Genomic DNA, 24,574 nt, shown 5'->3' with positions numbered 1-24,574 from the left:
TCTATGATTATTTCAAAAAACTTTGTCAAAGATTAATTTGCTTCGCAAAAACTTTGACAAAGTACCTTTCATTTTTACTTTTTATTTCTAAAAAGCAATAGATTTGAGTTTCAAACCTGCGTTTTCGGGAAATCCGAAAGATATATTCATGTTATGAATAGCTTGTCCAGAAGCGCCTTTCAAGAGATTGTCTATGGCAGAATGTACTACTGCAAAATCTCCGTTTTTCTCAATATTAATCAGGCACTTATTGGTATTGACTACTTGTTTTAGATTGATTTCTTTTCTAGAAACCGTGGTAAACATTTGTCCTTTGTAGAAATTTTCATAGAGTTCAAATAATTCTTCTAAAGAAAGAGAAGTTTTAAAAGTAGAACTCACAAAAATTCCTCTTGCGAAATCTCCTCTCCATGGAACAAACTGTACCGAAAATGGCACTTTGCTCAACTCTTTTAATTGAAAATTAATTTCGCCTAAATGTTGATGCGTTAAAGTTTTATACGCCGAAATATTATTTTGTCTCCAACTGAAATGCGTAGTTTCAGAAAGTGATTTTCCTGCACCAGTTGCACCAGTAATTCCTGTAGTGTAAATTTCTGAAACTTCTTGATTTTGAAGAATCGGAATAATTCCCAATTGAATTGCAGTAGCGAAACAACCAGGATTGGCAATGAGTTTTGCCCCTTTTAATTGAGCTGAATTCAGTTCTGGAAGTCCATAAACGAATGAATTTCCTTGATACGTTTCTCCAATTCTGAAATCATTTCCTAAATCAATAACAACTGCGTTTCCAACGTTGTTATTTTCGAGCCAAATTTTACTTTCTTTATGTGGTAAAGCCAGAAAAAGAACATCTGCATCGGTAGAATTATCAATAAACTCTAAATCGATTTCTCCGATTAAATCTTGGTGCAAATCCGTTACTTTTTTCCCAACATTAGAATAGCTCGTCACAAACGAAAGTTCTGCATTGGGATGATTGAGCAACAACCGAATCAGTTCGCCACCTGTGTAACCTGTACCGCCGATAATTCCTGCTTTAATCATTGTTTTCAGCATTTACTTGATGATAAATTGATAGATAATTGGTGTAAATTTTAGAGAAACCTTTCACGTCTTCGCCGCTCCAAGATTTATTCATTTCACCATAACTTCCGAATTTAGAAGTCATTAAATCATATTTAGATTCAATTCCGTTCAGTTCAAAACGATAAGGAAAAAGCGTAATAAATACTTTTCCAGTTACCGTTTTTTGAGAATTTTCCATTAATTTTTCAATGTCTCTCATGACAGGGTCTAAGAAAAGAGCTTCGTGAAGCCAAGATCCGTACCAATCTGCCATTTGAGATTTAATCATCAATTGATATTTAGAAAGTACGTGTTTTTCTAGCAAATGATGTGCTTTCAACGTTAAGATAGCACCCGCTGCTTCGAATCCTACTCTACCTTTAATCCCAATAATGGTATCACCCACGTGAGTATCTCTACCAATGGCAAATTCTGAGGCAATTTCATTCAATTTCACAATAGCTTCTGAAGGATGTGAAAAAGATTGGTCATTGATTTTAATTAAATGACCTTTTTCAAATTCTAAAGTCAATTTTTCAGGATTTTGCTTCTTTAATTGAGAAGGATAGGCTTCTTCTGGCAAATTGCTATGAGAAGTGAGCGTTTCTTTGCCACCTACAGAAGTTCCCCAAAGTCCTTGATTGATAGAATACACTGACTTGGTGTAATCTCCTGAAAAACCTTTTTCTGTTAAATATTGAATTTCAGCTTCGCGAGAAAGTTTCAAATCACGAATTGGGGTGATGATTTCCATTTCAGGACACACGATATTGAAAATTCCATCGAAACGAACTTGGTCGTTACCTGCACCTGTACTACCGTGAGCGATAGCTGTAGCGCCAATTTCGAGAGCGTATTCTGCTAAAGATTTTGCTTGAATGGTACGTTCTGCACTTACAGATAGTGGATAAGTATTATTTTTCAATACATTACCAAAAACCAGATATTGTATGCAAGAATCATAATATTCTTTCACCACCTCTAAACATGTAAAGGTTTTAGCACCAAGAAGCATGGCTTTTTCCCTTAATTTCTCTACTTCATCTGCATTAAAACCACCCGTATTTACGGTAACTGCATGAACTTCATAACCCAGATCTTGCTGTAAATACACTGCACAAAAAGAAGTATCTAAACCTCCGCTGAATGCTAAAACTACTTTTTTCATGTTTCTCTAACTTTATAATGATATTTTAAGATTTGATACAAGAGAATATCAATTCTATTTTTTGTTTATTTATTGTTTTCTTTTTTTGGTGGAATGTACAACATGGCTGTACAAAGGCAGTTTTTTCTGCCCTTACTCTGCAGAATAGGATAGTTGACACAACTTTGGCAACTGCTCCAGAACTCATCATCTTGGGTTAATTCTGCAAAGGTTACGGGGTAATACCCTAGCCTAGAATTGATTTTCATAACGGCTAACCCCGTGGTAATCCCAAACAATTTGGCATTAGCATATTTGGTTCTGGTGAGGTTGAATATAGCCTCTTTTATCATACTTGCGAGCCCCATGTTTCTATATTTTGGGGAGACAATGAGTCCAGAATTAGATGCATAAGCGCCGTCTGACCAAGTTTCTATGTAGCAGAACCCAGCCCAGTCACCATCTTCGGTGAGGGCAATGATGGCGCTCCCTGAGTTCATTTTCTCTCTAATGTATTCTGGAGTTCTTTTTGCAATACCTGTACCTCTCACTTTGGCAGAAGATTCCATTTCTTCTACTATTTCTTCTGCATAGCTAAAATGTTTATCGCTAGTAACTTCTGTAACAAATTTCATTTCTTGTTGATGAATTTAAAGTTGCAAAGATATAACAAATATCAAACCAAAAGATTAAAAATCTAAAATATTTAACTATAACAATAAAAATAATTGGTAAATATCAATTTTGTAATTAATATTATCTACTATTGTATTATTGATTCACAATGCTTTTACTTGCCATAAGTAAAACATTATTGATCTACATACTTGATTTTCAGGGTATATAAAGTTAGTGAAAATTATACAATTCTTTTCCATTTTTATTCATCCCATTTTTCTTGGCTTTGACCTTAAGGTGATTGGGCTTTGACTTTGATTTGACTAGGCTTTGGTATACTAGAACTATACTACAACTATACTACAACCCTTCTTTTGATGTGACTCTAATTAGCCTTTGAGATGGGGCGATGGGTGTTGGGTGATGAAGTACTAGGGGCAATTGGAAAATAAAAATCAATTCTTAAATTTGAAATCAAAACCAAATAGATGAATTATTCGTGTAAAGCAATAGTACACAAAGGTAAACCAAGAATTGCAGTTTATTTCGAAAAAACGCAAGACCATGCTTTCATTAATCTACAGTTGTGGACTTAGAAGAAGTGAATTGCTCAATTTAAAACCCAAAGACATCGATTCTAACAGAAATATAGTCATCATAAGACAATCTAAAGGAAATAAAGATAGAATTACCCCACTTTATCGCAAAATGCTAGAATTATTAAGAAACTATTACAAAATGTATAAGCCCCAAATATGGCTATTTGAAGGACAAACTAAAGGTGAAAAATATTCTGAATACAGTTTACAAAGTGTTTTAAAACAAGCATTACAAAAGGCAGAAATTCAAAAACCAGTAACACTGCATTGGTTGAGGCATAGCTATGCCACCCATTTATTAGAAAACGGAACAGATTTGCGATACATACAAGAATTATTAGGACACAATAGCAGCAAGACTACTGAAATATATACCCATGTAAGCACAAAAAATTTGCAACAAATCAAGAGCCCTTTTGATGATTTGTAATTATTTTTTTTATATTTGAATATTAAATAAGAGTGACACTCATCACACATATCCGTCCAAATTATGATGGCTTTGTGTGTTTTTTTCACTCATATAAACAAGTTATAGCCAATTTTAATGACACACTTTACGACAGACAAATATCGAATTGACATTTATGACGACCAGACTTTTACAGAAGGTTCGGCTGACAATGTTAATGTTTATGACTTTGTTTACTTCGACAAATCTGACTATCAATTCCCATCGGTTTATGGAATAAAAATCTTTCAGGGCGACACGTTAGTAAAAAGTGCGGTTATCGGCTCTATTGGTGGCGGGACAGCAATTCACGACACTTCGACAATAATTGAAAATGACCGACTTTTAGTTTGCTGTTCGAATACCATTTTTTGTTTATCAATTCCCGACTTGACTTTGTTGTGGCGAACACAAGCTGACCAAGTGACTTGTTTTGAAATTAATAAATACAAAGACAGCTACATAATTCACGGAGAACTTGAAATTACAAGGCTTGACAAGAATGGGAAAATACTTTGGCAACAAAGCGGTGCAGACATCTTTACAACATTGGACGGCAAAGACAGTTTTGCTGTCACAGACAATTATATTTTGGCGACTGACTGGGGAAATAGAAAATATAAATTTGACTTTAATGGAAAACTAATTACATAGACAGTGAAAGAAAAACTGGCTATAACACGGGTTTTGCGTCAGGCGGGCTGACGTGCAAACTTGGAGCATTGTGCTTCTAATAAACTTTAGTAATAAATTGATACTTTGTGCTCCGAAACCCGCCCGAACGCAAAGCCCGAGAACGTTAGCTGCTATATTAAAACGAAACGCAATAAAATGACAACTTCTTTATTTTATCTTTTAGGACATATTGATAATTATTCTGGTGGATTTTCATCTAATGATGGAATATTTAAAAGAATTAGCTTTTTAGACTTTGATTGGAAAGTAGATAATGAAAAGATTCGTAAATCTGAAAGGTTAATAAAAATGTGCAAAATTGTTTTGAATGAAAATAATCTATCTAATGACATTCAATTAGAAAAATGGGATGATAATAAAGGCATTACAATTTTTTCAAAAAATTTGGTTGACCTTATTGATAATTTTATTACAAAAAAAAGCGAATTTCTCGGAAGAGATAATTTTCAAATAAGTAAAGATATTTTTGACGACTTTGAAAGATGGGATAAGAATTCAAATTCATATAAACAACGTTTGAATTTTTTATATGGAGTTATAGATTCTAATGGGACAGAAAACGAATTTTACTTTTATAATGGTTACAATAAATGTTTATTAACTCAATATGTATTGAGATGTTTTGCGGATGAAGAAGACCAAATTAATTTAGAATCTCATTTCAGAACTCCTTGGGTTGATAAGTTGACAATTAATAAAAATGGTGAGATTTGGAAAAGAATAATAAAAAAATACAGCAGCTAACAGCAGTTTGGCAAAATGGCGGGTTCAGTGCTAATTTGAACATTTGGTTTTCAAATAAACATTAGTTCAAAATTGAAAGTAAGTGCTTCTAAATCCGCCACTTCGCCAAGCTGCAAAACGTTACCTGCAATTCTACAAGGAATCGCATAAATTGAAAAAATGGAGAACGAAAAAAATTTTATTTTACAAGAAGTTATTAACGATTTAATGGATGCAGATACTTCATTACTCGGTCCATTAATGAAACTAAACTATTTTGGTAGACTAATAAAAAATCAGGAATTAACTGACTTCACATCTAAAGAAATCAAAGGATATGAGGCAAGAGATGAACTTCCCGATTATCGAAAAACTATGCAAAGATTAATCGCTCACGTTCGCGGTTATATGATTGAACAAGATGTTGAAGTTCCTATCTCAATGCTAGAAGAGCCTTATAAAACGGCTTTACAAAAAATGTGTGTAATGAATGGAATTCAAGTAGTTGAGAAAATGGCAAATGAGATGATGGAAGAAAAAAAACATAGTGAGTTTTATCGACAATTGCCAATGGAAATGTTGCCATCAATTCAGCCAATTATTGAAAAAATCACTAAAAGTTCATCCAGAATATTTGTCCAAAGCGCTATGACAGTTGCAAATGCCCATATTTTTTTAGAAATCCAAAGCAATATCAGAACAAAACTATTAGATTTTGTTATGGAAACCGGAGATAAGTTCGGATTTAATATTGAAATTGAAAGTTTTAGAAAAAATTCTGTGGAGAACAATCAAATAATTAATAATATAATGAATACAACTATTAACAATTCAGGAGACGGAAATGTTTTAAATACTGGAGACAATAACAATATTTCAAATTCTCCAAAAATTGTCAAGAACGATATTGAGTCTCTGAAAAATGAATTAAGAAAGCAAGGAATTGAAGAACAAGATGTTATTGAATTAGCAGAAATCGTTCAAGAAGAAGATTTAGATGAAAATAATAATTTAGGAGAAAAATCAAGAAATTGGGTTTTAAGAATCTTAGACAAATCAATGCAGGGAATTGGAAAAATTTCAACTGCAGTAAGTGCAAATTTACTAGCGACTATTATAAAAGGATATTATGGAATAGACTTTTAAAAAGAACTGCAGATAACAAGGGTTTTGCGATAGTGGGGGGGAAACTGCAAAGTTCAAGGGCAGTTCTTCGGTTCAACTTTTGTGCAAAATTGAAGATTTGTGCTTCGATTGCCCCACCATCGCAAAGCCCCGAAACGTTAGCTGTAACTTTGGACCAACAGACCGTAAATGACAAGACAAATTCAAGATAAATTAATTTATTGTGATATCGAGTATTATCTCAATGAAGAGATTCTCGAATTTTATTTTAGAGAATTTCCCGAAAAAAAACCTGATTTTGAAGGTTTTATGACTGCTTTATGGAGAGGTTATGTTGCTACTTTTGAAATAAAGAATAACGAGTTATTAATCAACGAGATTGATTGGTTTTCAACTGCAAAAGAATTTGATTCTGATGATTTTAAGAATTCAAATTTTCCAAATAACAAGTATCAATGGTTTTCTGGATTGATAAGAATTGATGATTATCGAGGTGAATTTGACGATGAAAACAATGAAGATGCAATCTTTGAATTGTTGGAAATTAATGAAGGGAACTTCATTAAACATTGGAAATTAAATTACATAGATTTTGTAACTTTCAAAGAAATACTATTTGAAGACTTTAAAGCTACATATGATTATGAAAAATTATTTGGTATATGGAGGAAAAACAATCCAAAATTAGAAGATGAGAAAATTGATAAATACATTTATGATGGAATAATCAGAAATGTGCGAAAAATATAAAGCTACAGCTAACAGCAGTTTGGCAAAATGGCGGGTTTAGTGCTAAATTCAAGTTTATTTCTTCGATTGAACTTTTGTGCAAAACTGAACGTTTGCACTTCGAATTCCGCCACTTCGCCAAGCTGCAAACCGTTGGGAAAAATCGCCCTCCGGGACTCTTTTTCCCAACGTACGGCTCGGCTACGCCTGCCTGTTGTGAAAACATCGTTGCATACGCACGACCTTTTCCCAACAGTCGCCTTGGATGCATTTTATTCAAGAGTAAACTCTTTCTAAAACGACATCCAAGCCGAGCCGTACGTTAGCGGTAATTTTATCCAAAACAGACGAATTCAACAATTAATATACAAAATGAACAACTTGCAAGAATTAAATATTTACGAATTTTTTGAAAATCCAAGAATACTTTGCAACGAAGATTATACTTATAAAAATTTTTCATTTGAGGGAATCAAATTATATGATTATATCGACTTAATCCCTAATGAATTAATAGAAGATACAAGATTAGAAAAGCTACCTGAAAATATTTCTCATTCTTACCTAAAAGATGGAAAAACTTACTATGTATTAAATAACTTAGAAAAAGAATATGAACTCACTGACAGAATAAAATCTGTTAAAGAAAATGGAGGAAGACTTTTTAGCAAATCAGGAATTGGATATGGAATAAATAATGGTAAAGTTGTCGAAATAATTTTGTTAGAGTATAAATTAAACTTTTTCAATGATGTAAACAAAAATAACATAAGTGAGATTTTTGGAAAATTTGATGCAGAAAATGAAGATTATGATTATCAACATGGAGCGTTGATGAACACTTTATATAAATATTTGTCACGTAAATTAGAAATTGAATTAGATGAATGGGATAACAAGGTGAAATTAATAAAAATTGGAGAAGAACTTAAATAAAAACTACCGCTAACAAGCGTTTGGCAAGATTGCGAATTTTATAGTAAATTCACGTTAATTTCTCGCAAGAAATTTTATCTTTGATAGAAAATAATCGGTTCCGAACTTCGCAACCTCGCCAAGCGCCGGAACGTTAGCTGTTATTTTAACGACCACCTTACTATGCCGACATTAGACTTGACAAATAGAAAACCATTGGAGGAAAGAAATAAACTTCCGACACCAACAAATGAAGGTTTGGCAAAACTTTTCATTGGTGTGGACAAAGTCGTTATAAAATCCGATGGGGTTTATGAAACAAAAGCTATGTCGGACAAAATTGTATTGACTATCTCACAAGCAGACAAAATTGAAAAACTAAATGACTTGTTACAGATAGACGAAAATAATACAGGCTTTTATTGTATGTGCCTTGGGACTTATGCCATTGAGTTATATTCAAATAAAGATATCAAAGCTACGATTGGTTTTCATCACGGAGTTTCAATTAGATACCATTATTGGGATGGAGATGCTGAACTTGCCAAAAGTGACGAGCTTTTGAACTTTTTAGCTGAACAAGGTTTGACAAAACCTCTTTATGAAAGAATAGAGGAAAAACGAAATATGGAAGCCGACCGAATCGCTCAAAGAAAATGGCTTGATATTGCCCCAAAGTGCTTTCAAAAATATTGGACACAAATTTGTTCAATGGACAGCAGTTATTTTGTTCCGTTAGTCAAAGACATAAATTCAGAAATACCAGACAGACAGCAGCAAATTATAACTTTACTTCAAACATTTGGAAAGACTGAAAACTTTTGGACAGCTTATCCAATCTATGAGGAATTACCTAACGACATTCTCAAGACATTTGAAACAGAAGAAATAATCAAGGCGTACTTAAATTCAGACAGAAATTATAAAACAAGAAAAGGGCTTGGAAGGTATTTATGCTCGTTTGAGTTTAAAAAAACACGTAAAAAATATTTGAAACATATTACAACAGAAGTCATTGACGAGTTGGAAAAGTGTTTTGATAACATTGGAGAAAAACGAGGTATAAACGAAATTTTTAGTTTGCGAAATGAAAAAAACAACAGCTAACACGGTGCAAAAGCCATAAGCGGTTTTGTGCTTCGAATCGACTTTTTTCTGTTGCCTGAATATTGTGCTTCGTATGAACATTTATCTGTAAATTCGCTTACTGCTTCTGCACCGGGAACGTTAGTGGCAATACCTTTACAAGCAGCTTAAAATACAACCGAAATTTATATGAAGATTAATTTCCTGCATTTATTTAAAATCACTCTTGTTGAAGTTGCGTATTTTTATTTAATAGAAATTGGTTACGCTGTTTTCTCAATGATGATGTTTGGAGAAGGCGCAAATAGTTTTATGTACTTGGGAGCAAATGGAGTGATTTATGTCTGCTTAATGATTCTTCCGCCAACAATACTCAATGTAATCAAATCCAAAAAATATTGGAAAAGTGACAACCCGAAGAGCATAAATTATCTGGTAGCAGAAGCTCTAATGATTGGGTTGACAGCATATTTTGTGATAAATAGTAACTGAAGAAATGGTACAGCCACTAACAGCCGTAACTGTTGCACAACTCCCATTTTTAAAAAATAGTTTTCTAAAACATAATATTTCAACCTCGTTTATGCCCTTTTAAGCGAGGTTTGTTTTTTAGTTTATGTGTAGAATTCTAATTTTTAGAAGGCTTAAAATTGAGTCATTGAAGTCTGAACAGTCTGTTTTTAAATAAGCCAAGCACTTCCCTTGTTTTAGGGATAGAACTTGGGCTAAAACATTCGGTTTTTTGAAGGTGAAGCGTAGGTATTTTTTCAAATTGTAGGTTAGACTTGCCATCAGTACATGTTTGTTTGCGTTTTGGATGCCTCGTGTATTGACTCTCTTTATGTTGGTAAAGTTGACCAAGGTTCCAATAACGGGTTCTACGGTTTTGCTGCGTACTCTTACCATTTTCTTGGCGTATTGTGCATTTTGGGTGAGCTTTTGGTGCATTCTGTCGTAATGTTCTTTGTGGATGCTATCGTCTAGCTTTTTGAACTTCGTACTTTTGCCACAGCATTGTTCCCTAAGTGGACAGTTTTTGCAATCACTCTCACTGCTTCTGTAGGTGCGTTTGGTGTAACCTTTGCTATCCATTTTTTCACCTTTGAAAAGTAGTTTCGCTTGGTTTCCTCTAGGTTTTGTACATTGGTAATAATTCTCTTCTTTGTGGTAGGTAAAGCCTTCGCGCTCGGGTTTGTATTGTCCGAAATTGGGGATATAAGCATTGATATTTTTTTCGTGTAAGTACGCCAAAGCTTCGCCACTGCTGTAACCTCCATCGGCTAAAAGTTCGTCTAATTCTATTCCGTTTTCCTTTAGGTTTTCTTCGGTAAGTTCTACGATTTGCTCTAAACACTGACTGTCTCTTTTGTCTGCAAAATCTGAACTTGCTCCAGTTATCACATGGTGGGCATCGTCTACTGAGATTTGCCCGAAGTAGTTTAATTGTCTCACTTTCCCTGGCTTCACACTTACTCTGGCATCACGGTCTGTGGGCGAAAAATGGGTATGGTTGGATAGGTATTTTGGGCGAATTAAATTCCCGTTTTCATCCATTTGTTGGCTGTTGCTATTGGCGGGCATACCTTTATAGGCTTCTGCTTTCCAATCATGGTGGCGTTCAACGAGTTTCTTGCGGGTGGAAGTTACTTTGTATTCGCTGTTTTCTTCCAATTCGTTGACAAACGCTGATGCATCTTCTAGCACTTCTTTTTCCACCAAAGAATCCATACTGGCATTGGCTTTAATGAAAACGCTGTCTACCGCCTGTCTTTTGCCTCTCACCATGCCTTTGCTCACGCACATCTTCAAAACCATTTTAAACAAACTCAAAAACACCTCTTCCCCATACAATCCTCGGGTTCGGCTGATGGTAGAATGCCAAGGTAATTCTTCATTTAAATCGTATCCTAGAAACAAACGAACATCTAAACAATTGTTGCAATAACGAATCAGTTGCCTATCAGAGTTGATGTTATTAAGATATCCAACCAATAGAATCTTGAAAAAAACAACAGGATCTATGCTCTCTTGTCCTTCTTTGCCATAATACTTTTGGGTGGATTTATAAATGAATTGTAAGTCAAGCTCGGTTAATAATTTTCTGTAAAAATTATCCGCTGGAACTAGATCTAATAAATTGACCGAAACAAATAACTGTGGGGCGAAATTTTTCTTTCCTTGCATACATAAATTTACGAAATATCCCGCTTTTATACAAGTTTATTTGTATTTTTGAGTTGTGCAAAAGGCACAGCCGCTAGCCGCTATGGCTGGTAAGTGCTAGATTGGTGTTTGGTTTACACGAAAAACGTTTATCTTAGTAAGGAAAAAATCGTTTCGCTTTGACCGCCACAGTCGGCTAGCGGCGGAACGTTAGGTGTAATTTTAGCATGACTGAAATAGAAAAAATAGAAAACTATACAAAAGAATTAAAAAATTTAGTTTCAAAAATTAATTTTGAAACTAAAAAGAAATTGATATCTGCTGACAAAGAACTTAAGGAAATTCTATTTGAACAACCTAGATTTTTTTATAGTTTTTTAGATGAAGTAAAATTATTTGAAAAAAAGTTTAACATTAAACTTTCAAAAAAATTAATAAAAGCTTTTGAAATAGCTAATTTTAAAGGTTTTTACTATTGTGAACTTTTCGATTATAACATTTCTTCTTATTGTCCAATTGAAAGCTTTTTCTCTGAAGAATTTGTAAAAATTTTAATTGAAAATGGATTAACAAATGAAGAGATTGAAGAAGGCTATTTTGAATATGAAACACAAAATTTCAATTCAAAAAAAATTGAGGATATATACAATTTAATAAGTAAAAAAGATAATTTATTAATTAATTATATTTCATTTGCCGAATGTTGTGGAGGTAGGAATTTATTAATTTTAAATGGCAAAGATGAAAATACAATTGCATATGACAATCATGTTTCATATGGCGAATTAATTTATAATCAAGAAATTTATAATTATAGCACTTATCTTATTACTGGGAAGAAGCAAACTATTTTTGATATAATTATTGATGAAATTATCAAAGTAACTGAAAAACTAAAACCATATACAAATTAAATAATAAAACATATGATTTTAGCGTTTGACACTTACTATTTTGAAAATAATGCAAAAACCGTTTGCATACAATTTGAGAAATGGAATGATACTACAATTACAAAGACTTTCGTAGAAATAATATCAGGTATTGAAGAATATAAATCAGGCGAATTTTATAAAAGAGAACTACCTTGCATCTTAAGTTTACTTAAAGTTATTGATTTATCAGAGTGTGAGGCAATAATAATAGATGGATTTGTTATTATTGATGATAATCAAAATGATGGTTTAGGTGGTTATCTATTCAAAAGTTTAAATTTTAAAATCCCCATTATAGGTGTTGCAAAAAATAATTTTTCAAAAATTGAGAAATTTAAAAAAGAAATTTTGAGAGGTGAAAGTAAAAAACCTTTGTATATAACTTCAAAAGGAATTAATCTTAATGAAGCAGCCGAATTGATAAGAAATATGCATGGGAAACATAGAATCCCTGATTTATTAAAAAACGTTGATTCATTAGGAAGAAATAAAAACTACACCTAACAGCCGTAACTGTTGCACAACTCCCATTTTTTAAAAATAGTTTTCTAAAACATTATAATTCAACCTCGTTTAAGCACTTTTAAGCGAGGTTTGTTTTTTAGTTTAGGTGTAGAATTCTAAAATTTTGGGGGCTTAAATTTGAGATGATATAGGTTAGAATGAATGTTTTTACAAAAGCCAAGCAATTCCAGATAAGAATTCTATGACAAAAAGCAAATAAAAACTGTTAAACTACATGATTGAATACACGAATTTTAATGCGTTTTATAAGCTTTTTTCCCTATTTTTGTTAATGCAGATTGGGAGTTTTTTCACAGTCTGACGTTAGCAGATATAATACCATGACACGACAACATTAGAAATGGATTGGAGATATAACACAATATGGTTTGAGCAATTAGAACAAAATAAAATCTTTCAGAAAGATTTTAAGGAAAATTTTATTTCTACAGAAAATAACGATTTTGATACTGCTGAATACGCAATCATTTGGCATTTGAAAGAGAAACTTAAATCGTTTGACAATCTATCTGAAAATAACAATCTATCCTAGCTCGAATTAAATTGGGCAAACATCAAAAACTTTGATGGAATAGAAAAGTTTAGGAATTTGAAAAGATTGGAATTACATTATTGCGTGAAACTCGAAAATGATTTTGGATTAAGTAGGCTTAAAGACACTCTTGAATTTTTACACATTAACACATCGAAGAAATTTAAGTTTACAGACGAATTACTTCAACTTAAAAAATTGAAAGTTTTATGCTTAAACGCTTGCGGACCAGTTGACAACCTTGACTTCTTAAAAAACTTCCCAAATCTCATAGACTTTCGTTTTGTAGACACTAATGTTTTGGACGGTAATCTAAAACCAATTATTGACCATCCGACAATAAGAACAGTAGGCTTCCTAAACAAGAAACACTACAATTTTAAAGACGAAAAATTAAAAATAGAGCTTGAAAAAAAGTTTGACAGTGATTACAAAACCATTATTTATAAAGGACAATATTTGACATACAGATATGACTTTGAGTAAAATTACAGCTGCTAATAACTAAGTTTTAGCTTCGCTCAGTTCGGCTATCGCCTCTTGTCGTCTTGTCCGAAGGACACGAGATGAATTGAAAATCGACGAAGTCAAACTCCTGTTGAACCCTTCGACAAGCTCTGGGCAGGCTCACTTTGGGAGCTCTTTTCAGGAGTTATGGGAAGATGAGGAATTAAGGCTAAGGTTAAGAGGAAACATTAAGGATTCATTAAGGGATTAAGAGCATTAAGTTTCGCCTTTGGCGATGGTGGATGAAATGGATTGGAAATGATATTGTTTTTTTTTCATTCTCGCGGATTTTGCAGATTATGCAGATTTTATGATTGGTTAGAACGCAAAAAGGGTAATCCCCAAAACCATTTTCTTCTTTTCCCCTGCCCTAAAGGGAGGAAGAAAATGGTTTTTGATTCCCGCAGATTTATGCAGATTATTGGGTGGTGGCATTTTTGTGTGAAGACTCACGGATTGGAAATTAGCGAGATCTAATTTTGTGCATTGGTAATAATTATCTTATAGAACCATATTGAACAAGTTAACCGAAACAAATAACTGTGGGCCGAAATTTTTCTTTCCTTGCATGAATAAATTTACGAAATATCCGGCTTTTATACAAGTTTATTTGTATATTTGAGTTGAGCAACAGGCACAAGGCATTGCCAAAAGCGGGGGTGACGGGCTTCTATGACACTTTTGTGCTTGACCAGACTTTAGTTTTTCAAATTAACAACAGTATTGAAACGCCCCGCCTTCGGCAATACCCAAACCGTTAGCGGTCACCCTAAAGCGACACAACGAACAGAAACAAAATGCCAGAAAAAATTGAAAGTATGACAAGACCAAGAGTGAAAATTTGCTGTATAAGCAGTATTGACGAAGCAAGAATTGCGATTGAGTATGGTGCTTCCGCATTGGGATTGGTAGGACATATGCCAAGCGGACCAGGTGTCATTGGAGATGAACTCATCAACCAAATAGCCAAGATAGTTCCACCACCTATCTCAACTTTTTTGCTGACTAGTGAAACTAAACCGCAAGAAATTATCAAACATTACAGACGAGTAAATACAACGACCATTCAAATTGTGGACGAGCTGGAAAAACGAGAGTACAAAATGCTTCGTAACGAATTACCAAACGTGAAATTGGTGCAAGTTATTCACGTTATTGACGACAATTCAGTAAAAGAAGCCATTGAAATTTCAAATTATGTTGACGCAATTTTATTGGACAGCGGAAATCCAAATTTATCCGTTAAAGAATTGGGTGGAACAGGTAGAACACATAATTGGGATTTAAGCCGAAAAATAAGGAACTCAATTTCAATTCCTTTATTTCTTGCAGGTGGACTAAATAAGGACAACGTTCGACAAGCCATTGAAGCAGTGCAACCTTTTGGACTTGACCTTTGCAGTAGCGTTCGGACAGATAGAAAACTTGATCCACAAAAACTAAAAGATTTTTTTAATGCAATTGACAACTAAAACAACGGACGAAAAAGGGCGAACCGCTAACAAGGGTAACCGTTGCACAACTCTCATTTAAAAAAAATAGTTTTCAAAAAACATAAAAATCTACCTCTTTAGAAGCAATTTTAGAGAGGTTTGTTTTTTAGTGCAGGTGTAGAATTCTAAAATTTTGGGGGCTTAAATTTGAGATGATATAGGTTAGAATGAATGTTTTTACAAAAGCCAAGCAATTCCAGATAAGAATTCTATGACAAAAAGCAAATAAAAACTGTTAAACTACATGATTGAATACACGAATTTTAATGCGTTTTATGAGCTTTTTTCCCTATTTTTGTTAATGCAGATTGTAAGGTTTTTCACAGTTTGCCGTTGGTGGCAATATTAAAACGACAGTGTGTCAAATCAAATATTAAATTATTTTGCAATATTTATAAATTAAATCAATGAAAATAGTTTTTTTTATAGTTGTTTTACTTATTAACATCAGTTGCTATGCACAAAATAATATTAATTTTTATTATCAAGACAAAACGCAAGCAAAGGAAACAGATAGCATTGGTTACAAATTTTATCTAGATAACACACCAAAAGAATTGATGAAAAAAGATGATGAAATCATTTTGTTTTTCAATAATGCTGCTTTCATAGAAGAAATTATTGTCGTCAACGGAATAAAATATAAATTTGAAAACTATACTTGTTGATATAGACAAATAAGAGTCTCTAAAAAAGCAAAAAGGATAGAGATAAAATCCAAGCAAAAGAAAAAAATAGAGTTTAATTTAAAAAAAGAAATCGACTACATCATTATTAGCGGAGATTTTGAAAATAAATGGAGTGTTACGTTTTCAGAATTTTTTCCAATAATGGAATGTATTTAAGTGAATATGTATTAATATCAAAAAAATCAGATAATTATTTTTAAAATTTAAATTTAGAAAAAAATACTGCCGATAATAACTAGAGTTTAGCTTCGCTCAGTTCGGCTATCGCCTCGTGTCGTCTTGTCCGAAGGACACGTGATGAATTGAAAATCAACGAAGTCAAACTCCTATTGAACCCTTCGACAAGCTCTGGGCAGGCTCACTTTGGGAGCTCTTCTCAGGAGTTATGGGGATGTCGCAAAATTTTTAGAAGATATTTCAAAGAGAACTGGTGGTTCTCTTTTTTTTTGGAAAAATTAGTTGAGTTTATAAGATACTTTGATAATTTCTGAACCTACCCATTCTGCTTTATTATTTTTGTGGATAGAACGCAAAAGGGTAATCCCCAAAACCATTTTCTTCTTTACCCATGCCCTAAAGGGAGGAAAAAAAACATTGATTAACTTGGGCTAGTTTTTTTTTAATTTGTATGTAAGGTCTACCTATTAAGTTACGTGGAATTCCTTGGATAAATTGCATGATTAAATTTACGAATTTTAATCCGTTTTATGAGCTTTTTTCCCTATTTTTGTTAATGCAGATTGGGAGTTTTTTCACAGTCTGACGTTAGCGGTCAGGCTAAAAAGACAGACACTATGATAAAGAAATGGTTACAAGACATATTTGACAAAAAAGAATCCATAGAGATTAAAGAATGGAGAACTGATAATTCTATTCTCAAATTCCTTTCTTCTAACTTGGACGAAAACGGTAATCTGTCTGAAAAAGCACACGACCTTCCAGACGAGAAAAAAGATGATGACAAGGTAAGATTTGCACCGGGACTGATGGATGCAATGTTTGGTGCAGATGATTCAGATGACTCTAAAAAAAGAATTAGCGAGTTAACAAAACACCTTAAAAGGGTTGCTTTAAAAGGTGACAAAATAAGCGAACAGGAATTTTACCGACTAATCACAGAAAACGAAGGTGTGATAGGAATTATTGATAACTTTTTACAAACTGTAGTTAATGATTCATTACCGATTGAACCTTATCTTTTTAATTATGCAAAAGATTTAACCACAAAAACAGACAAAAGAAATGCAGTAAAATTTGGTATTGCAATTTTAGGATTGTGCCAAAATAAATCTGTTCTTAACGACATTAAGATTTTAGGCTTACACGATGAGTTTACTGTTTATTCAACAATTGCCATTGTAAATTTATCGGACAATGCAGAAAATGACCTTTGGGAATTAGCGAAGAAAGTTGACGGTTGGGGTAAAATTCAATTAGTTGACCGATTATCAAGACCTGAATTAAACGAGCCAATCAAAGATTGGCTGATTTATGAAGGGTATAAAAACAGCATTATGTATGAATACTTGGCATACACTTGTGCTATTAATGGAAAACTTCATAAGAAATTAGAACCCGATGAAATAAACCACAAACTTTTCAAGTCGGCTTCAGACATAATTGAAGCACTTATAGTAGAACATAGTCCAGCCGAGGACATTACTACGTATCCTTTTGCTTCGCAAGTAATTCAATATTTCATAAGACACGCAAAAAGACAAGCAACCGACATTTCAGACTTTAACGCTTTACATAAAATCAAAGACTTTCTTACAGAGTTGCAAAACGATATTGGAGAGCAAAAGAAAAATGGTTGGAATCAAGATATTATTTCAAATTGCCTAATTGAAATCGTTGAAATATTAAACAGTAGAGATTGGAAAGTTGCAGTATTTGAAGGATTAAGAAGCAATGATAATGTGACGTATTGGAACGCCAAACACGCAGCGGAAAAATTGGAGATTGATTTATGGGAAACAGTTTGGGCAAAACTGCAAGAGAAACCTTTGGATAGTTCTTCTTGGTATGACGTTACACATTATAGCAAACCAGAACACTCTGATTTAATCATAGACTTTGCTCTTAAACATTTGCCTTTAGACGAAATGGCAACGGGACCGAGAGATTCAATGGGCTTTGGAGAGAACTATAACAAATTTGGTAGTTTAGATTATGTCATTACATTTTTGGAAAACTATCCGAAAAAAGGAGAGCAAATTATTCTAACAGGATTAAAATGCCCTGTTACTAGAAACCGAAACATGGCTATTAAAGTTTTGGACAAGTGGAAAAAAGAAAATTGGTCGCCAGAGATTGAAAGAGAAGTTAGGCATTTAGCAGAAGTTGAACCGAACAACGACACTAAAGAGAACATTAAACGACTTTTGAATGGACAAGAACTCAAATAAAGCCCGAACCGCTAATAACTAGAGTTTAGCTTCGCTCAGTTCGGCTTTCGCCTCGTTTCGTTGGGCTTGAAAAGCCAACAATGAATTTTTAAATCATCGACTCTATAAAAAATAAATACCAGGAGACAAAACTCCTGTTGAACGTAAGCTTTGGGAGCTCTTTTTCAGGAGTTATGGGATGATGAGGAATTAAGGCTAAGGTTAAGAGGAAACATTAAGGATTCATTAAGGGATTAAGAGCATTAAGTTTCGCCTTTGGCGATGGTGGATGAAATGGATTGGAAATGATATTGTTTTTTTTTCATTCTCGCGGATTTTGCGGATTATGCAGATTTTATGATTGGTTAGAACGCAAAAAGAGTAATCCCCAAAACCATTTTCTTCTTTTCCCCTGCCCTAAAGGGAGTGAGGAAATGGTTTTTGTTTACCGCAGATTTATGCAGATTATTGGGTGGTGGTATTTTTGTGTGAAGACTCACGGATTGGAAATCCGAGAGATCTGATACTCCTTTTAAAAATTGCATTAATAAATTTACGAATTTCAATCTGTTTTATCAGCTTTTTCCTATTTTTGTTAATGCAGATTGGGAGTTTTTTTTACAGTCTGAAGTTGCAAACAACCTACAAATCCAAATAGAATATGACAAAACTAAAAGTAGTTATTTTACTTCTTCTGACGACCAGCTTAACTTTTGGACAAAAATCTGATACTCGTCTAAATGGTTTAGACACAGAAATAGAAAATCTAGCAAAAGCCTACAATGCAGTTGGACTTTCTATTGCAATTGTAGAAAACAATAAAATAATATATTCCAAAGGTTTTGGTTTTAGAGATTTAGAAAACAAATTGCCTGTTACAGCAAATACCATTTTCCCAATTGGTTCAATTACAAAATCCTTTACGGCATCTATACTAGGAATACTTGAACAAAATAATCAACTTTCATTAAAAGACAAACCTTCTTTATATATCCCCAAACTTCAATTTTATAATGATAAAATGGACAACCTCATAACAATTGAAGATCTGTTAAGTCATAAAAGTGGTATTGGAAGTGTGGATGGAACTTATATTTTGTTTCCTGCTAACAAAAGGGAAAATTTAATACCTCGTTTGAAATATCTAAAACCAAACGGAGCAATTAAAGACAGTTGGATATACAGCAATTTAAGCTATGTAATTGCAGGAACTATCATAGAAAAAACAACAAATGAAAGTTGGGAAAAAAATATTCAAGACAAAATATTTAAACCCTTAAATATGAATAGTTCAAGTACTTCAATTTCAGAAATGACAAAAACAAATAACTATTCTCTTGGATATGGTATAAGTAATAACCAATCGCAAAAAGTATTATTTGAAGAACTGAATAATGACAAACCAGGTGGAGCTATAAACAGTACAGTAAACGATATGGCAAATTGGATACTTACTTGGTTAAATAATGGAACATTTGAGACAAAGGAAATTTTGTCCAAAAACTATATTCAAGAAGCCATTAGTATGAAAGCTATTGATAATGGTTTACCGCCTGAAACAAGTGACCCTAATGTTTATACATTTGGTTATGGATATGGCTGGAAAGTAAATTCAAGTAATGGACATTACAAAGTTCATCACGGTGGAAATGTTTCGGGTTTTAGTTCTCAATTGGTAATGTACCCAACAGACAAACTTGGGATTATAGTTTTGACAAATCAACACAATTCCATCTTGCCGTACATTATCGCTGACATTATATCCAACAGAATGCTAAGATTAAAACGAACAGAATGGAATAAGTACCCTGTAAAAGTTAGTGATATTTATATTGCAAGCACAGACATAAAAGGTGTTAATAAAGAGAAAATGCCGACTCATAATTGGACAGATTATTGTGGTAAATTTTCTCATCTTGGATTTGGTACTTTTGAAATTATAAACGAGAATAATAATTTATATGCAGTTTTTCCAGAGTATAAATTTAGATTAGAGCATCAATATTTTGATATTTTTGTTTTAAAAGCAACTAAAGAAATTCCACAAGGTATGAATCCAGAGTTTTACTTAAATTTTTCACTTGACAACGAAGGAAATATTTCAAGCGTAAAAATAAATTTGCAAGATGATCCCGTTGAATTTATAAAACAAGCTAAAGAATAAAAGCTACTACTAATAATTAATTTTTAGCTTCGCTCAGTTCGGCTTTCGCCTCGTGTCGTTGGGCTTGAAAAGCCAACAATGAATTTTTAAATCATCGACTCCATAAAAAAAATAAATACTAGGAGATAAAACTCCTGTTGAACCCTTCGACAAGCTCTGGGCAGGCTCACTTTGGGAGCTCCTTTCAGGAGTTATGGGGTTGTCGTAAAATTTTTAAATGATATTTCAAAGAGAACTGGTGGTTCTCTTTTTTTTTGGAAAAATTAGTTGAGTTTATAAGATACTTTGATAATTTCTGAACCAACCCTTTCTGCGTTATTATTTTTGTGGATAGAACGCAAAAAGGGTAATCCTCAAAACCATTTTCTTCTTTTCCCCTGCCCTAAAGGGAGGAAGAAAATTATTGATTAACTTGGGCTAGTTTTTTTACTATTTGTAAGTAAGGTCTACATATTAAGTTGCGGGGAATTCATTGGATAAATTGCATGATTGAAAGCAAGAATTTCAATCCGTTTTATGAGCTTTTTTCCCTATTTTTGTTAATGCAGATTGGGAGTTTTTTCACAGTCTGACGTTGTACGTCATTTTAAAAAGACCCTATAATGACAGAAAAAATTTATAAAATATTACTTGACGACAAATTGCTTGGGACGACAAAATTAGAATATGGCGACCCACCTATGGGTGTTGTATTTGGACAAATAAACTTTGCTGAAAAAAGTATTGGGTATGACTTTATTAAGCAATATTGCATTGACAAATTAATTGAAATTCAAACAGACTATCCAAGCGACAAATTGATTTCAACAGGACAAATTGCAAATCTCAAAGTTTACAATCCTGAAAATCTTGAACTTGTTGGAATAGGAAATAATATTGAAGGAATGGATTCTGATAAATACACAATTACTATTCTTGGGTTAGACAGTGAAATTTACGAAAAAGAATTTCCAAAACACATTGCTGAATATGAACAGAAATTCAATAGTTAGAGATGAACAGAAATAATCAGAAAGAACCACTTTACAGAAAGGTAAATACAAAAGCAAGAAATGTACATCACAATTTCGGTGGCGACTTTAAATATTCAAGACACAAGAAAAAAGAGACTTTGGAACAAACCAAAGGAACAATGTATGGCAAGAAAGAAAGAGGTTTAGACTATACACCACTTTTTAGATTTTTACTATCAAAAGTTGGTTCAAACTGGAATGAAATATTTAGCGAAGCAAAATCAAGGTTAGACAAGACAGAGCCAATATTTTGGTTGGTTGCATTAGATGAGAATGACAAGGAAGACTTTGTAAGACTTGGAGAAGCAACATATTTTTCAGGACTTTACGTTGACAAAGACGGGATTTTGCAATTATCAAATCCTAAATTAGAAGTAACAGACTTGAAACATTATTGTGAATGTTGTACACATACATTTAATGGACAAGTATATTGAAATGAAAAAAAACGAACGCACAACATCGTATTGGCAATAGTGGGGCTGACAGTTGTAAACTCAACATTTGTAATTCTATAGGGCATTTGTGCAAGTGTTGGGCATACGTTTTTCAAATGCCCCACCATCGCCAATACGTAAACCGTTAGCCGTAATTTTAAAAAAAACATTTGTACCTAAAGTGAATTTACAAGAAAATAAATTTTTTCTTTTAGAAAATGGGAAAAGAAAATTAAAAAATAATTATTTACTAAGTTATAGCTTTTCACCTGGATTGTATGACAAACTCTGTCAAATTAATTTATATATCGACAATAAATATAATTACGAATTACATTTATTTTTTATTGAATATAATTTAAAAGAATTTAATCGAACGAAAAGAGGAGAAAGGATAAACATAAATCTAAAATCAAAATTACCATATAAATTAAGAAGTGAACTAAATGAGTTTTTTAAATTAGATACATTTCTTAAAAATGACTACTTTAATGATAAAAATACATTTGGCATATTGGATCGAAACGAAAAAGTGTTTGAAATAAACCACAAAAATCAAAATTATTGTTTAATTATGACTGCTGACACTTTAGACAAAAATCTATTTAAGTCAAAAAATGAATTAAAATTTTTAAAATTAACTTACAGAATAGAAAAATGGTGTAATAAATTTAGAGATCAATTAATGGTTGATTATGGTTGGAAAAAAAACTACGGCTAACATAGTATTGGCAAAAAAGCGGGGTTGAATGTGGTCTGCGGAACTTTTTGGGTTAATTCAGGTTTCGGTTTTCACTTCATATTCAGTTTTTAAATTCCCCGCACTTCGGGCAATACTCATCGTTATGGGTAATGGTAGAAAAAACCACTAAGACAGAAAATAAACTCTTAAATTAATTGAGCAATGGAAATAGACAAAGCAACTCAGACAATGATTGAAAACCTGCACAAAAACACAGGTAAAACAATTGAGAACTGGATAGAAATTGTGAAAAATGAGAACAATTCAAAACATGGGGAGATAATTAAATTCTTAAAAGAACAACACGGACTAACCCACGGATTTGCTAACTTAATTGCTCTTAAGGCGAGAGGTGCAGATGCCGGTTCGGCAGAAAACCAAGACAACTTGATTGCAAAACAATACCAAGGTAAAGAACACTTTAAACTCATTTACGACAAACTAATTTCCGAGATTCAGACCTATGGAAAAGATATTGAAATAGCACCAAAAAATACTTATGTAAGTCTGAGACGTAAGAAACAATTCGCTACTCTTAACCCGGCAACAAAGACACGTTTTGAAATTGGAATAAACCTGAAAGGACAGGAACCAAAAGGTAAATTGGAAGAAGAAAAACCAAATTCAATGTGTACTCATAAAATCAATATTACCGACATTTCTGAAATTGACAGTGAAATATATGGATGGATAAAAAAGGCTTATGACAATGCAAGATAAAGGAACCACTACCCATAACAACTAGAGTTTAGCTTCGCTCAGTTCGGCTATCGCCTCGTGTCGTTGCGTGCGGAGCACGAACAATGAAACTCCTGTTGAACCCTTCGACAAGCTCTGGGCAGGCTCGCTTTGGGAGCTCTTTTCAGGAGTTATGAGCTTGTCGTAAAATTTTTAAATGATATTTCAAAGAGAACTGGTGGTTCTCTTTTTTTTTGGAAAAATTATTTGAGTTTATAAGATACTTTGATTATTTCTGAACCAACCCTTTCTGCTTTATTATTTTTGTGGATAGAACGCAAAAAGGGTATCCAGCAAAACCATTTTCTTCTTTTCCCCTGCCCTTAAGGGAGGAAGAAAATGGTTTTTGTTTACCACAGATTTATGCAGATTATTGGGTGGTGGCATTTTTGTGTGAAGACTCACGGATTGAAAATCCGCGAGATCTAATTTTGTGCATTGGTAATAATTATCTTATAGAACCATATTGAACAAGTTAACCGAAACAAATAACTGTGGGCCGAAATTTTTCTTTCCTTGCATGAATAAATTTACGAAATATCCGGCTTTTATACAAGTTTATTTGTATATTTGAGTTGAGCAACAGGCACAAGGCATTGCCAAAAGCGGGGGTGACGGGCTTCTATGACACTTTTGTGCTTGACCAGACTTTAGTTTTTCAAATTAACAACAGTATTGAAACGCCCCGCCTTCGGCAATACCCAAACCGTTAGCGGTCATCCCTAAAGCGACACAACGAACAGAAACAAAATGCCAGAAAAAATTGAAAGTATGACAAGACCAAGAGTGAAAATTTGCTGTATAAGCAGTATTGACGAAGCAAGAATTGCGATTGAGTATGGTGCTTCCGCATTGGGATTGGTCGGACATATGCCAAGCGGACCAGGTGTCATTGGAGATGAACTCATCAACCAAATAGCCAAGATAGTTCCACCACCTATCTCAACTTTTTTGCTGACTAGTGAAACTAAACCGCAAGAAATTATCAAACATTACAGACGAGTAAATACAACGACCATTCAAATTGTGGACGAGCTGGAAAAACGAGAGTACGAAATGCTTCGTAACGAATTACCAAACGTGAAATTGGTA

24 protein-coding genes and 1 pseudogene are annotated in these 24,574 nt (G+C 33.2%); 21 read left to right on the top strand and 4 right to left on the bottom strand.

Going from position 1 to position 24,574, the window contains the following annotated elements; genetic code table 11:
• Nucleotides 1-87 precede the first annotated feature (87 nt).
• The 3 genes from argC to IEW40_RS10535 form a co-directional block, all read right to left on the bottom strand.
• Nucleotides 88-1,047 carry an N-acetyl-gamma-glutamyl-phosphate reductase gene (gene argC, locus IEW40_RS10545; RefSeq protein ID WP_188618053.1) on the bottom strand — a complete coding sequence of 320 codons (960 nt, stop codon included), beginning with the start codon at nt 1,045-1,047 and terminating at the stop codon, nt 88-90.
• Nucleotides 1,040-2,236: an argininosuccinate synthase gene (argG, locus tag IEW40_RS10540; protein ID WP_188618052.1), complete on the bottom strand. Its 1,197-nt coding sequence runs from the start codon at nt 2,234-2,236 to the stop codon at nt 1,040-1,042. Before argG ends, argC begins: the two co-directional genes overlap by 8 nt.
• 65 nt (nt 2,237-2,301) lie before the next feature.
• Nucleotides 2,302-2,850 (bottom strand): GNAT family N-acetyltransferase, encoded by a 549-nt coding sequence (locus IEW40_RS10535; RefSeq protein ID WP_188618051.1) that lies wholly within the window; start codon nt 2,848-2,850, stop codon nt 2,302-2,304.
• A gap of 517 nt (nt 2,851-3,367) precedes the next feature.
• On the opposite strand from IEW40_RS10535, the gene IEW40_RS10530 reads away from it, so the two are divergent.
• The 8 genes from IEW40_RS10530 (at nt 3,368) to IEW40_RS10495 (ending at nt 9,649) form a co-directional block, all read left to right on the top strand.
• Nucleotides 3,368-3,862 carry a tyrosine-type recombinase/integrase gene (locus IEW40_RS10530; RefSeq protein WP_262891253.1) on the top strand — a complete coding sequence of 165 codons (495 nt, stop codon included), beginning with the start codon at nt 3,368-3,370 and terminating at the stop codon, nt 3,860-3,862.
• Nucleotides 3,863-3,979: 117 nt separating this feature from the next.
• Nucleotides 3,980-4,537, top strand: a complete 558-nt coding sequence (locus tag IEW40_RS10525) for a hypothetical protein (RefSeq protein ID WP_188618050.1) — start codon at nt 3,980-3,982, stop codon at nt 4,535-4,537.
• Between the two features lie 177 nt (nt 4,538-4,714).
• The gene (locus IEW40_RS10520) at nt 4,715-5,323 is read left to right on the top strand and encodes a hypothetical protein (RefSeq protein WP_188618049.1); all 609 of its coding nucleotides are present in this window, start codon (nt 4,715-4,717) and stop codon (nt 5,321-5,323) included.
• Nucleotides 5,324-5,482: 159 nt separating this feature from the next.
• The gene (locus tag IEW40_RS10515; RefSeq protein ID WP_188618048.1) at nt 5,483-6,448 is read left to right on the top strand and encodes an AbiTii domain-containing protein; all 966 of its coding nucleotides are present in this window, start codon (nt 5,483-5,485) and stop codon (nt 6,446-6,448) included.
• A gap of 168 nt (nt 6,449-6,616) precedes the next feature.
• Nucleotides 6,617-7,177: a hypothetical protein gene (locus IEW40_RS10510; RefSeq protein WP_188618047.1), complete on the top strand. Its 561-nt coding sequence runs from the start codon at nt 6,617-6,619 to the stop codon at nt 7,175-7,177.
• Nucleotides 7,178-7,528: 351 nt separating this feature from the next.
• Nucleotides 7,529-8,092: a hypothetical protein gene (locus tag IEW40_RS10505; RefSeq protein ID WP_188618046.1), complete on the top strand. Its 564-nt coding sequence runs from the start codon at nt 7,529-7,531 to the stop codon at nt 8,090-8,092.
• A gap of 162 nt (nt 8,093-8,254) precedes the next feature.
• Nucleotides 8,255-9,178 carry a hypothetical protein gene (locus IEW40_RS10500; protein ID WP_188618045.1) on the top strand — a complete coding sequence of 308 codons (924 nt, stop codon included), beginning with the start codon at nt 8,255-8,257 and terminating at the stop codon, nt 9,176-9,178.
• A 168-nt stretch (nt 9,179-9,346) separates the two neighbouring features.
• Complete coding sequence (locus IEW40_RS10495; protein WP_188618044.1) at nt 9,347-9,649, top strand: hypothetical protein; 303 nt, start codon at nt 9,347-9,349, stop codon at nt 9,647-9,649.
• Between the two features lie 117 nt (nt 9,650-9,766).
• On the opposite strand, the gene IEW40_RS10490 is transcribed toward IEW40_RS10495, so the two are convergent.
• Nucleotides 9,767-11,341: an IS1182 family transposase gene (locus tag IEW40_RS10490; RefSeq protein WP_188618043.1), complete on the bottom strand. Its 1,575-nt coding sequence runs from the start codon at nt 11,339-11,341 to the stop codon at nt 9,767-9,769.
• 206 nt (nt 11,342-11,547) lie between these two features.
• Between IEW40_RS10490 and IEW40_RS10485 the strand changes: the two genes are divergently transcribed.
• The 13 genes and pseudogenes from IEW40_RS10485 to IEW40_RS10430 all read left to right on the top strand — a co-directional run.
• The gene (locus IEW40_RS10485; protein ID WP_188618042.1) at nt 11,548-12,234 is read left to right on the top strand and encodes a hypothetical protein; all 687 of its coding nucleotides are present in this window, start codon (nt 11,548-11,550) and stop codon (nt 12,232-12,234) included.
• A gap of 12 nt (nt 12,235-12,246) precedes the next feature.
• Nucleotides 12,247-12,759, top strand: a complete 513-nt coding sequence (locus IEW40_RS10480) for an endonuclease V (protein ID WP_188618041.1) — start codon at nt 12,247-12,249, stop codon at nt 12,757-12,759.
• 361 nt (nt 12,760-13,120) lie between these two features.
• Nucleotides 13,121-13,312 (top strand): hypothetical protein, encoded by a 192-nt coding sequence (locus IEW40_RS14185; protein WP_229663432.1) that lies wholly within the window; start codon nt 13,121-13,123, stop codon nt 13,310-13,312.
• 66 nt (nt 13,313-13,378) lie between these two features.
• Nucleotides 13,379-13,798: a hypothetical protein gene (locus tag IEW40_RS14180; RefSeq protein WP_229663431.1), complete on the top strand. Its 420-nt coding sequence runs from the start codon at nt 13,379-13,381 to the stop codon at nt 13,796-13,798.
• Between the two features lie 818 nt (nt 13,799-14,616).
• A complete protein-coding gene (locus IEW40_RS10470; protein WP_229663430.1) occupies nt 14,617-15,291 on the top strand; it encodes a phosphoribosylanthranilate isomerase in 675 nt (224 codons plus the stop codon).
• A 428-nt stretch (nt 15,292-15,719) separates the two neighbouring features.
• Nucleotides 15,720-15,980, top strand: a complete 261-nt coding sequence (locus IEW40_RS10465) for a hypothetical protein (protein WP_188618040.1) — start codon at nt 15,720-15,722, stop codon at nt 15,978-15,980.
• Nucleotides 15,981-16,795: 815 nt separating this feature from the next.
• Nucleotides 16,796-18,409, top strand: a complete 1,614-nt coding sequence (locus IEW40_RS10460) for a hypothetical protein (RefSeq protein ID WP_188618039.1) — start codon at nt 16,796-16,798, stop codon at nt 18,407-18,409.
• 640 nt (nt 18,410-19,049) lie between these two features.
• Nucleotides 19,050-20,552, top strand: a complete 1,503-nt coding sequence (locus IEW40_RS10455) for a serine hydrolase (protein WP_188618038.1) — start codon at nt 19,050-19,052, stop codon at nt 20,550-20,552.
• A gap of 602 nt (nt 20,553-21,154) precedes the next feature.
• Nucleotides 21,155-21,544 carry a hypothetical protein gene (locus IEW40_RS10450; protein WP_188618037.1) on the top strand — a complete coding sequence of 130 codons (390 nt, stop codon included), beginning with the start codon at nt 21,155-21,157 and terminating at the stop codon, nt 21,542-21,544.
• A gap of 2 nt (nt 21,545-21,546) precedes the next feature.
• Nucleotides 21,547-22,002 (top strand): hypothetical protein, encoded by a 456-nt coding sequence (locus IEW40_RS10445; RefSeq protein ID WP_188618036.1) that lies wholly within the window; start codon nt 21,547-21,549, stop codon nt 22,000-22,002.
• A gap of 181 nt (nt 22,003-22,183) precedes the next feature.
• Nucleotides 22,184-22,723, top strand: coding sequence for a hypothetical protein (locus tag IEW40_RS10440; RefSeq protein WP_188618035.1), 540 nt, complete (start codon nt 22,184-22,186; stop codon nt 22,721-22,723).
• A 183-nt stretch (nt 22,724-22,906) separates the two neighbouring features.
• On the top strand, nt 22,907-23,464 hold the full coding sequence (locus IEW40_RS10435) for a DUF4287 domain-containing protein (protein ID WP_229663429.1): 558 nt from the start codon (nt 22,907-22,909) through the stop codon (nt 23,462-23,464).
• Between the two features lie 768 nt (nt 23,465-24,232).
• A pseudogene (locus tag IEW40_RS10430) lies at nt 24,233-24,574 on the top strand (phosphoribosylanthranilate isomerase); the annotation flags it as partial.

This window comes from Cloacibacterium rupense, assembly GCF_014645495.1.
GTDB lineage: Bacteria > Bacteroidota > Bacteroidia > Flavobacteriales > Weeksellaceae > Cloacibacterium > Cloacibacterium rupense.
The sequence above is the reverse complement of the archived record's forward strand: the minus strand, read 5'-3'. Positions and strand labels throughout refer to the sequence as shown.